The organism is Micromonospora sp. NPDC023966, assembly GCF_040639095.1.
Taxonomy (GTDB): Bacteria; Actinomycetota; Actinomycetes; order Mycobacteriales; family Micromonosporaceae; genus Micromonospora.
In genome coordinates this window covers 1-10,195 of record NZ_JBEZZJ010000064.1, presented here as the reverse complement: position 1 = coordinate 10,195, position 10,195 = coordinate 1, and the positions used below count along the sequence as shown (strand labels likewise).

The window sequence follows — 10,195 nt, the reverse complement described above, 5'->3', positions numbered from 1 at the left end:
CGTGGCCTCCATGGTCATCGTTGCTCAGCAACGTCGATCATGGACGCCCTCGTCTGTGTGCGCTGTCCCCGTATCCCTTGGAATAGATCGTCTAGGTGCGGGAAGATCGAGAAGTCGACGACCCCCAGTGTGCGGTCGTCGGGCGCGGACTGCCACTCGACGAAGTCCGCCCCGATCCGGGGGGTCAGCACCATGCTCCCAGCACTCAACCCCACCCAGACGGTGTCCCGCAGCGACGGCAGGAGGTCCGCCAGCCCGGACTGCCGCATCCAGTGGCACAGGTACGTCGCATCGCCGCCGGCCACGAGCATGACGTCAGCCTCCCGGACCCAGGGGACCCACCGCTCCTCGCCGATGCTGGGCAGCGCTGTCAGCTCAAGGACGCCCAGCGACTTCCAGCCCAGGCCGCACATGGGTAGCGGCGTCTGACCGGTGATGAAGCGCCAGGCCGAGGCTGGCCCGCCCATGGGGTGGACCGCCGTAGGGATGCAGAGGGCACTGGAGTCGGCGATCGGCTTGCCCAGCAGATCGACCAGCGCATCGCGGATGCTCGGGTTCTGGACGCCTGCGGACGTGAGAAGAAGCTTCACGCTTGCCTCCTGTACGTAGAGGTCATGAAACGCTCTCCCCGAGAGTCGGGAGATGGGTGCATGGGAGTACAGACTGGACACCATAACGAAACTCATCGCCGTTGCGACCCCTCAAGCCCCCCGCACGCACATCGGCAGAGCCGTGAGCGCTGGCTATGTCCCGGAGGCCATGTACGCGGCGAGGATGTAGTTGGGGTGGCGGTCGAGGTTCTTTCGCGCTCTGTCGTAGCGCATGGTGGTTCTCGGGTCGGCGTGGCGGGCGGCGATCTGCACGTCGCGGAGGCTGACGCCGGCGTCGAGCATGGTGGTCACGAACGTGTGCCGCAGCATGTGGGGATGCATCCTCGGCATCCGGATCCCCGCCGTGTGGGCGAGGGGCTTGAGCCGGCGGGTGGCGGCATGCCGGTCCATCCGAACACCGAGGGTATTGCGCAGGATCGGTCCGCTGGTGCGCTCGTCGACGGCGCGGTCGATGGCTCGGGCCACCGCGGGTGGCCGCGGGACGAGCACGACCAGGGCGAAGTCGTTCGGGTTGGCCGACAGCCGGGCGGTAGTGATCAGAGCCTCGAACTGTAGGTGCCCCAGCCCAAGGGTCGGCGACTCGGACGGCACCGTGGGCCGGCGGACGTAGTCGGCCGGCGAATGCTCCAGGATGGCATCGATGACGCAGACCCGATAGAACCCGACCACGACCGACAGGCGCCGCGAGACCGTCGGGGGCTGGTAGCGGCGTACGTCCTGCAGCCAGCGCACGTACCGCTCGACGTCCATCCGCGACATGGCGAGCGGATCAAGGGCCTGGTCGGTGCACCAGCGTAGGAAGACTCGCTGGTCGGACTCAGTATGGACGCGAGTTTCCCCATGGTAGCGGCCCAGAAAGGCGGACACCGCGGCACGCAGAACGAGCTGATTGGTCGGTACGACGCTGGAAGCGGGAGCAGGAGAGGTAGTCATACATCACCGTGCGTCACCAGCAGCGATGAACGCCAGTCCGCCCAGAGAGGCAGATCCGAGCGCAGTGGTCAAGGCCCGTATACCAATGTCCGTGAATGCGTCGGGGTTACGCTGACCCGGTGACGAGGGACAAATGGGCCCAGTGGCTCTTGACCCGGCGGGACGGCAACAGCGCGGGCTTGCGCGCCCGCAACGCCCTAGATCTGGCGGCGTTCCGTGACGGCGTCCTTGAGGGAGCTGGCCTGGCGGCCGACGACGTGGTCCTCGACGTGGGCTGCGGGACGGGACTGATCGGGTTCGGCGCGCTGGATCGACTCGGCCCGGACGGTCATGTCATTTTCAGCGATATCTCACTGGATGTGCTCGACGAGTGCCGGCGCACCGCCAGTGGCGACGGGCGGTGCAGCTTTGTGGTCGCGTCGGCCGATGATCTCGTCGGAATCGCTGACGCCTCTGTCGACGTCGTGACTACTCGGTCGGTGCTCATCTACTCCGATCGCAAGGCCGCCGCCTTCGCGGAGTTCTTCCGGGTCCTGCGGCCGGGCGGACGGATCTCCCTGTTCGAGCCCATCAACGGCTTCGTGGTGCGGCTCCGGCCCGATGATCTGTTCGGCATGGGCAAATCGCCCGTGAACGACCTGATCGCCAAGGTCCGCGATGTCTACCGGAGCACCACCGAGGAAACCACGCGACCGATGATGGACTTCGACGAGCGTGACCTCGTCGACTGGGCGTTGGCCGCCGGCTTCGAGGCGGTGGAACTGGACTACCGCGCCCAGGTCGACGTGCCCGCCGACCCGATCGGGGACTGGGAAACACTCAAGCGCTTGGCGCCCAACCCCCTGGTCCCCACGTACGGCGAAGCGATCGCCGCCGCCCTGACCGACGACGAACGCGAGCGTCTCGACACGTACATGACCGCCCTGGCTGCGGCCGGCACGCCAACGCGGCGCACGATGGCCACGGCGTTCCTTCGCGCACGGCGTCCGCACAGGAACCGCTGAGGACGTACCGCACCGTCGCGCCGCCCAGCACTCAGTGACGCACCGGACACGCGTGTCCGCAAGGCCCGGAAGCCACCCACCGTAGCGCCCGGACCGCGGCATGAGCGCGCAGCCGATCAGCGGCCGAGACAATTCGCCGCAATGCGTCTCGCCGGTCGACCAAAGCCTTTGCCTGCAACTGCACGTTCTCTGTGTCGAGGTCAGCAACGTGTCGGGGGCAGCGCACCGTCCTTCGCGGGGTTCGGTTCGAGCGACTCTCGGCTTGGCGAGGGCCTTTCGGCGGCAGCTCCTCGGCGTTCGATCGAGCGGCTCGAGCCCGCACTCAGGCGACCCGAACAAACGCGGTCACGGCGGTGATGACGGTCACGGTGTTGATCCGCGGGGGCTGGCGCCGTTGGTGTTGAGGCCGACGTGGCGCTCTTTGGACGTGGGGCACTTCGTCCGGGTTCAGGCTCAGCCGGTGCCGTGTTGCACCGTGTAGTGGATGACGACCGCACCACCGGTGGCGTAGTTGGCGACATCGGCGGCCACCTGCTGGCCGTGCGGCGACGCTCTCGCCGCGTTCATGGTCGCAGCGTCAGCGAACTCGGCTTCGAAGATCGCGAAGTATGGCGCTTGTCCCTGTGTGGCTGCGACGTCGAAGCTGTAGCGCCACGCGAGCAGGCCGGGCAGGCGGGTGACCAGGGGAAGGTGGTTGGTCACGTAGTAGTCGCGGAAGTGGTCGGGATCGGCGGGGTGGGGGTACAGGACCACCAGCTTGTGCATGAGAACCTCCGTTGAGTAGCTGGCGACCGGTAACACCCCGGGGATCTCGAGCCGTCGCCTGTACGGGTACCACCGCGAACACCGGCTGCCTTCGACGACGGCGGTGTGAGCCTGGGTTGGGCGGCGCGGATCGCGGGCACGGAGCCAACGGCCCGCATCGGCGACGATCAGATCGAATCGTTCGGTTCCTTTGGTTGCGGTTGCGTCCTGTCCAGCCAGTCGGTGATGAGGGGGAGGGCGTCGCTGAGGGTGTCGGCGCGGTGGTGTGCGCCGGCGAGTTCGTCGTCAGGGTGGGTGGTGCGTACGGCGATCACCGTCATGCCTGCGGTACGGGCTGCTGCTACGCCGGCGGGAGCGTCCTCGATCACCAGGCAGTCGGGCGCCGGCACGTTGAGGAGTTGGGCCGCGCGCAGATAGCCCTCCGGATCGGGTTTGCCGCGTCGGACCTGGCTGCTGTCGACCAGGACCGGAGGATCGGGTAGCCCACCGGCACGCAGGCGGTGTAGGACCGTGGCCGTTCGGCCTGAGGTCACGACGCCCCACCGCCGGTCCTTCAGCAGGCCCAACACCGCGGCGGCGTCGGGGTACACGGGAAAGCTGCCGTCTTCGTGGGTCATGAGTTCCCTGATCAGCCGGTATTCGGCGGCGGCGTCGAGGTGTGGCGCCACCACCTGGATGGTGTCGACGGCCCGGCGGCCGTGGGTGTGTGACCAGACCAGATCTGGATCGAGGTTGCGGTGGTCTGCCCATCGGCTCCAGATCCGGCGGTACGCGAGGTACGAATCGACGAGCACGCCGTCGACGTCGAACAACACTGCCCTGTCGGTAGGGCCCGCGCCGATGTCGTGGAGGTGATGCAGCCCTTCGTGCGCGACCTGCCGCACCATCCACAGGACGGAGCGACGTTCCCGAGGGAGCCGGACGGCGCAGCGGCTCCACTGCGGTTCGCTGATCTCGCTCGCGAGGGCGGCGAACCGGTCAGCGTTCCGTTCGAGGTCCAGCAGTACGGCGGCCAGCGGTTGCTGGTTGTAGGCGCGCTGTGCGGCGCGCTCGTCATTGCGCATCGGCTCGAGCGTGGGCTCGTGCTCGGTCAGCGTGCGGCGAACCCGGGTCTCGTAGACGTCGTAGACGTCGCGGACGTGGCAGGCGTACTCCAGCGCCGACCACACCCCGGACGCGGGCCGCCGACGCAGGACGTCGACGGACAGGTGTTGCAGCCGGCGGCGGTACTGCGCGGGATGGCTGCGGATCAGCCCGAGGGCCGCCGACGGGGTCAGGTCGCCGTATCGCAGACCACACGATTCGCAGTGGTGGTCCTTCTCCGGCAGCGGCGGGAGCGTCATCGCACCGCCACGCCGCGCAGTCGCCTCACGAAGCCTTCCCCTATCGCTTCGGAAATCGAATCACCACAGCGGAGGGTACTGTATCGAAGTTCGAAGCATCAAGAGGGGTGGCACAGGCGATGACGGCACCCAGGCCAGGCCGGCCGGTACGCGGATCGAGCACCGGGCGACCCCTCATGGCCGCCCTCGACCTGTTCGGCCGCCGCTGGAACCTGCGCATCGTCTGGGAGCTGCGGCACGGGCCGGTCGGGTTCCGCGCGTTGCAGCAGCGCTGCGACAACATGTCCTCCAGCGTCCTGCGGCAACGGCTGACCGAGCTCCTTGACGCCCACCTCGTCGCCCAGCAGCCGGACGCGGCCTACACGCTCACCGAGCTGGGCCGCGGCGCCTACCAGGCATTGCGCCCGCTCGCCCGCTGGTCCGACGCGTGGGCCTCGGCCCTGGGCGAGGACGGCGAACACTGAACCCCTGAAGCACCGCCCCCTGGCGCTTCGGAAACCGAATCGCTACGGTGCTTCTGAATCCGAATCATCTGGAGGGGTTATGGCCCGTATCCCAGCCCTCGAACCACCATTCACGCCAGACGTGGCGGCACAACTCGCCACGATGACGCCGGCTGGCGTGCCTCCTATCGGCCTTTTCCGGACATTGGCCAAGAACTTGCCGATGACCGTCGCGATGAGCCACTTGGGCAGGTATGAACTCGGCCGTGACCTGACCCTGACACTCCGCGAGCGGGAGATCGTCATCCTGCGCACCTGCGCGCGCTGCGGCTGCGAATACGAGTGGGGCGTCCACGTGATGGTCTTCGCTGCCCGTGCTGCACTCACGGCGGCCGAGGTCACCTCGCTCACCCACGGGTGCCCTGACGATCCCTGCTGGACCGCCGGCCGCGAAGCCACGCTCATCCGGATGGTGGACGCCCTGCACGACTCGTGCGACATCAACGACGCACTGTGGCGATCCGCGCAGGAGTCGTTCGACGAGCGGCAACTGCTCGACGTGCTCCTGCTGTGCGGGTGGTACCACGCGATCTGCTTCGCCGCCCGCGCCGCTCGCGTCGACCTCGAGGCCGGTGCTCCCCGCTTCGCCGACGTCACACCCACCTGATGGCCGGCCCACCGGTGGCAGTGGTGAACGCCTGCACCCGCGACGGGCAGGGCGGCAGCCCCACCGCGGTCGTGATCGACGACGCCACGCTCACCGACGGCGACCGGCACGCCATCACCCGTAGGACCGGCACCTCCCACACCGCGTTCATCGACACCGGCACAGCGGACACGCCCACGGTGCGCTTCTTCACCAGCGCCGGGGAACTCACGAACTGCGGCCATGGCACCATCGCCGCGCAAGCCGTCCTGCTGCACCGCAGCGGCGCCACCGAGCACCACGGGCGCCAGCACACCGCAGGCCGCACCTTCGCCACGACCGCCATCCGCCGTCGCGAAGGCGTCGAAGTCTGGTTCGACCAAGGCGCCATCGCCCTGGCTGACGACGGCGACGCCACCGGTGGTGGCATCATCGCGGCCCTCGGCCTGCAACGACCGGACCTCGCCGCCGGCGTACGAGTCGCTTCGCCGGGCACGCCACGACTGCTCGTCCCCGTCCAGGATCACGGGACGCTGCAGTCCATGCAGCCCGACTTCGATCGGCTGGCAACCGAGTGCCGGCGACTCGGGTATCTCGGCTGCTTCACCTACGCACTCTCGCCGACCACAAGAACGGCGGCAGCCCGCATGTTCGCCCCCGCGATCGGGGTCAACGAGGACATCGCGAACGCCAACAGTGTCGGCTGCCTAGCCGCCCACCTCCTCGACACCTCCGGCAACGGCGACATCGAAGTCCACCAGGGTGACACACTCAAGAGGCCATCATCGATCTCCGCGAGCGCGACCCGTACCGGATCCGGCATCGTCGCGAGAATCGGCGGAGTGGTCGACCTTGGCCCGCCCATCGTTCTCGGCTGAAACATCAAGCGATCCGCGCGCTCGAGCGACTTCCTTCCTGGCGATAATCGGATGCACGGTCATCGGCAGTTCCGGATGGCGAGAGGCAGCTCCAACCGTCACGCTGCGCGCCGCGCGGATCGCGGCTGTGAGTGCGCCCGGCGCCACCAACTCTGCGGTCGAAGTCGCCGCCGCCCATATGGATGAGGCAGCTGCCTAAGCTGGGTCGGTGCACCGCGTCGATCTGTACGCGGCCGACGGGGGCCTTGGATTGGTCGTCACCGGCCGCGACATCCCGCATCTACGGCTTGAGGTCACTTCTGGCCGGCGCATGCTGCTACGTCAGCAGAACCGTGTGGTACTTCTCGGCAAGGTGCACCGCTGGAACTACGGCGTGCACGTGTACCGGACCGGGGACTACGTCTCGCCGCTTCCCCCACTACGCGCCGACCATGCGCGCCAGGTCACCCCACCCCGCAGCGGAGCCTGGTTCGACCGATGGGCCCATCAATTCGCATCCTGGCTCGATAACGCCGACGCAGGGCCGTTGCACAACGGGTTCTGGATCCTCCGACCCCGAAGGCTGCCGCCGTACTGCCTGCGAGACGACCTCACTGAGGACTACCCCGCCGCCTACCTCGACTGGTTGGGCGAGGGCTGGAACGGGGTGCTGCCCCTGCGTCAGCTACCCGACGCCGATGCCGGCCGCGTTAGGGCCTACCGCAGACAGGCCCGCGAGCACGTGCTTCCGCCGATCCTGCTGTGGTCCGTCAGTGGCTTGGACGGGTACCTGCTGCTTGACGGCCACTGCCGCTTGGCCGCCGCCCTCGCCGAGGGCGTCGAACCATCCGTCCTGGTCTTGGCCATCGGCTCAGATCCCGAGACCGACCACGAGTGGCTGGACCAGGCCGCCACCGGCCATGTCGAACTGATGGATCGAGTGAACGAGCAGGCTGCGCGGGGACGCCCCGACGTGTGGCGAGCCGCAGATGCCCTCACACGTCAGTTCGCGGACAGGTGCGCCGGTCCGCCCCGAGAGGCAAGGACCCGGGCATGGCCCCTCCGAGGCGGCGTCCGGGCCTGGGAACAGCAGGCCGCAACTGTGGCACACGGCTGGTTGGCGGACGTGGAGGAGTAGCTCCGATCATCGCTCGCTCTGCGGCAGATCCGGATGCTGCTAGAGAACGGTTGTACCAACCTCTCCAGTTCCGCCTACGACGAGCATGAGCTGCAGCGGTAGCTCCTTGTCGTAGTGGCCGACCTCGACGATGATGCCACGGTCGCCAACCTGCCAGACATCGACCTCGCAGAACCAGCCGGACAAGTAGTCGAAGAGCAAGCTGCCTGGCTCATTATTCGGCGCACCGCCGAAGACGTACGGCATGAGATCTTTCGGCTGCGGCAACCCATACCGGATGGTGAGGGCCTGCGTGAAGCGGGTACGGTCCGCCTCGAACTCGATCCAACGAGGTTCGTAGATCTCATCGCGAGTCTGGCAGTCCCAGAAGTCCTCGCTCACCCGCGGCCCGCAGAACAACATCATCGGACGGCGCGACGGTTGAACCAGGAACAGTGAAGGCATCCATGTTCCACGGTGCGTCACGGCGGGTGATGAACGCCAGCACGCTGCGAGCGGCAGATCCGGAAACTCGATCACCCGCCCGCTGAGGCCTACGAGCCCAACCCATCCAGCGCCACTTCTGCCCGACCGGGGTCAGCCAGGTCAGGATCCTGAGCCGCGAATGACTGCTCCAGCGTCCCCCACCCGAACTTCTGGATTACCTCAGCTTCACCCGTGGTGATCGGAACCAACCACGTGAAGACCACTGGCGCGGGTTCGGTGTGACAGACGGCAAAGGACTCCGGCAAATATCTCGGGCTGATCGCCACGATGGCTGTGGTCTGGCCGCCCGGGAAGAGAGGCCCGCGCGGGCCAATCACCTGGCCATTCGACAAGCCGGCCCTGCGGCGCACCAACTCACCGGCCACCTGGAACAACAGCCCGGCTGCCCGGGCCGGGTAGTCATCGGTTGGAACGTGCATCACCAACTCTTGGTGCAAGGCCCCGTCACTCGGCAGGTTGAGATGACGCCGCGACAGCCCGACGGTCACCAGGGTCGTGACCCCGCCGAACGGGACGTCGGGGCCAAACCACGCCACCTGAACGCCCTCCGGCGTCGTATCGTCGCCTCGGCTACCACCCGCGATGAGCCCGAGGAACGACTCCAAGTGTTCAATCAACCCAGCCACTCGGTGATCATCTCCGATCAAGCCACGACGAAAGCTCGCCCCCTGCCACCGTGTGTTGGCCCCGCCCGGGGACACAGAGCCCGTGAACGGGGTACGGCCGGCAACTACCGCGCGGTCGTGTCGACCAGCGTTGTTAGCGCGCGGAGCTCGGCTTGGGCTGCGTCGATCACCATCGCGGTGGCTCGGTGCGTGTCGCCGGTGCGAGTGTAGCGCTGTGCGATCGCGGTAAGCGGGGGGATGGGCGTGGTCGTGCGGTGGATGCCGTCGACGGTTTCGAGGGGGCCGACGCCATTGGCTAGCAGCCACAGGTAGTCGCCGAGGTTGCTGGCGATCACGTTCAGCTCGCCCTCGGAGCCAAGGAACACGATGGGCTGGGTCTCGATCGGGGCGTCAGGCACGCGGATCCAGAAGGCAGCCAGGCCGCCAGACCCGTCTTGCCCGAAGACTCGGAACGGTGCGGTGCCGGCGGTCGGGTTGCCGGTCCAGGATTGCCACCACTCAAGCGTTTCGACGGACCACATGAACTCGTCGTACGGCTCGAAGTCGTGACCGTCATGGTCGGTGGAGAAGCCTTCAGCGTGAGCTGCGGCCAGCGCGGCCGGCAGCGTACGGTCCTCGTCCTGCACCAAGAAAGTTTATGAGGGCCTTCATACGGCGTCGGGTGGGACTGACCCTCGAGTAGCGACGCATTACCGGTTGCGACCAGCGCGGTCAGCGGCATGTGCGGACGTTGATTTGGTACCGGTCATGCCCTCGTCTGCGAGACGCGCTGCATCCAAGGGCGGACGCGTGGAGCCGTGGTCACTGCAGCCAGCGCGAGGAGGCTGATGATGGCCTGTGAAATCCGGGCAGTCGCGGTTGCACCGGATAGGCCGTACGGCGTACCCGTTGGCGGCGGCGTCCGTCACTAGGATCAGAATGCCGACATACAGCCCGATCGTCCGGCGAGCCCACAGCAGCGACGCTGCCAGCGGGTCCAGCAAAGTCAGCGATGTGAAGTAGATCGCGAGCCAGGTCGGCGCCCACCGGTAGGGTGGCCATCCGCCGATGGCGAGCTGGGCCAGATGCACGACGCCGCCGTAGCTGAGAACAGCGACCTCAACGGCTACGACCAGGCGAATGTTTGGTGGTATGCCCCGCCAGCACCGCCGCCACATCCGATCATCATTCCACTGGGTCTTCCGTTGGGCGTCTGCAGATCAACGGCCGGCAAGCCCGTTGTACGGGTGACGCTGCTCGCCGCACGCCTCGCGGCTACCTATTGACTGGTGCTACGACCGCAGCCAGGCCAGGCTTGGTCGAGGTGACCGGTGGGGTCGCTCTCATCGCGGCTGCCCACCGCA

Annotated in this window: 13 protein-coding genes; 6 read left to right on the top strand and 7 right to left on the bottom strand. The window is 67.4% G+C overall.

What is annotated here, in order from left to right; all coding sequences use genetic code 11:
• Positions 1-14 precede the first annotated feature (14 nt).
• Together AB0F68_RS34625 and AB0F68_RS34620 are read right to left on the bottom strand one after the other, a co-directional pair.
• Positions 15-590 (bottom strand): Type 1 glutamine amidotransferase-like domain-containing protein, encoded by a 576-nt coding sequence (locus tag AB0F68_RS34625; protein WP_357346015.1) that lies wholly within the window; start codon positions 588-590, stop codon positions 15-17.
• Positions 591-743: 153 nt separating this feature from the next.
• Entirely contained in the window at positions 744-1,361 is a 618-nt protein-coding gene (locus AB0F68_RS34620; protein ID WP_357346013.1) for a tyrosine-type recombinase/integrase, read from the bottom strand.
• A gap of 302 nt (positions 1,362-1,663) precedes the next feature.
• Between AB0F68_RS34620 and AB0F68_RS34615 the strand changes: the two genes are divergently transcribed.
• Positions 1,664-2,548, top strand: coding sequence for a class I SAM-dependent methyltransferase (locus tag AB0F68_RS34615; RefSeq protein WP_357346012.1), 885 nt, complete (start codon positions 1,664-1,666; stop codon positions 2,546-2,548).
• A 453-nt stretch (positions 2,549-3,001) separates the two neighbouring features.
• Here the strand turns inward: AB0F68_RS34615 and AB0F68_RS34610 are convergent, their stop codons facing one another.
• The gene (locus AB0F68_RS34610; RefSeq protein WP_357346010.1) at positions 3,002-3,313 is read right to left on the bottom strand and encodes an EthD family reductase; all 312 of its coding nucleotides are present in this window, start codon (positions 3,311-3,313) and stop codon (positions 3,002-3,004) included.
• A 167-nt stretch (positions 3,314-3,480) separates the two neighbouring features.
• On the bottom strand, positions 3,481-4,656 hold the full coding sequence (locus AB0F68_RS34605) for an HAD-IA family hydrolase (protein WP_357346009.1): 1,176 nt from the start codon (positions 4,654-4,656) through the stop codon (positions 3,481-3,483).
• 176 nt (positions 4,657-4,832) lie between these two features.
• Here AB0F68_RS34605 and AB0F68_RS34600 point away from each other — a divergent pair, with 176 nt between their 5' ends.
• The 4 genes from AB0F68_RS34600 to AB0F68_RS34585 all read left to right on the top strand — a co-directional run bounded on the left by AB0F68_RS34600 (position 4,833) and on the right by AB0F68_RS34585 (position 7,740).
• Complete coding sequence (locus AB0F68_RS34600) at positions 4,833-5,120, top strand: helix-turn-helix domain-containing protein (RefSeq protein WP_357346007.1); 288 nt, start codon at positions 4,833-4,835, stop codon at positions 5,118-5,120.
• A 202-nt stretch (positions 5,121-5,322) separates the two neighbouring features.
• Positions 5,323-5,766, top strand: coding sequence for a carboxymuconolactone decarboxylase family protein (locus AB0F68_RS34595; protein WP_357346005.1), 444 nt, complete (start codon positions 5,323-5,325; stop codon positions 5,764-5,766).
• Positions 5,766-6,623, top strand: a complete 858-nt coding sequence (locus AB0F68_RS34590; RefSeq protein WP_357346003.1) for a PhzF family phenazine biosynthesis protein — start codon at positions 5,766-5,768, stop codon at positions 6,621-6,623. The genes AB0F68_RS34595 and AB0F68_RS34590 overlap by 1 nt, the downstream gene beginning before the upstream one ends.
• Positions 6,624-6,831: 208 nt before the next feature.
• A complete protein-coding gene (locus tag AB0F68_RS34585; RefSeq protein ID WP_357346002.1) occupies positions 6,832-7,740 on the top strand; it encodes a hypothetical protein in 909 nt (302 codons plus the stop codon).
• A gap of 39 nt (positions 7,741-7,779) precedes the next feature.
• Here AB0F68_RS34585 and AB0F68_RS34580 read toward each other — a convergent pair whose 3' ends face one another.
• The 3 genes from AB0F68_RS34580 to AB0F68_RS34570 form a co-directional block, all read right to left on the bottom strand.
• Complete coding sequence (locus AB0F68_RS34580; protein WP_357346000.1) at positions 7,780-8,184, bottom strand: hypothetical protein; 405 nt, start codon at positions 8,182-8,184, stop codon at positions 7,780-7,782.
• Between the two features lie 89 nt (positions 8,185-8,273).
• Positions 8,274-8,852, bottom strand: a complete 579-nt coding sequence (locus AB0F68_RS34575) for a suppressor of fused domain protein (protein ID WP_357345998.1) — start codon at positions 8,850-8,852, stop codon at positions 8,274-8,276.
• A 104-nt stretch (positions 8,853-8,956) separates the two neighbouring features.
• Positions 8,957-9,478, bottom strand: a complete 522-nt coding sequence (locus tag AB0F68_RS34570; RefSeq protein WP_357345996.1) for an SMI1/KNR4 family protein — start codon at positions 9,476-9,478, stop codon at positions 8,957-8,959.
• A gap of 438 nt (positions 9,479-9,916) precedes the next feature.
• Between AB0F68_RS34570 and AB0F68_RS34565 the strand changes: the two genes are divergently transcribed.
• Positions 9,917-10,117 (top strand): hypothetical protein, encoded by a 201-nt coding sequence (locus tag AB0F68_RS34565; protein WP_357345994.1) that lies wholly within the window; start codon positions 9,917-9,919, stop codon positions 10,115-10,117.
• The last annotated feature ends 78 nt before the right edge of the window (positions 10,118-10,195 follow it).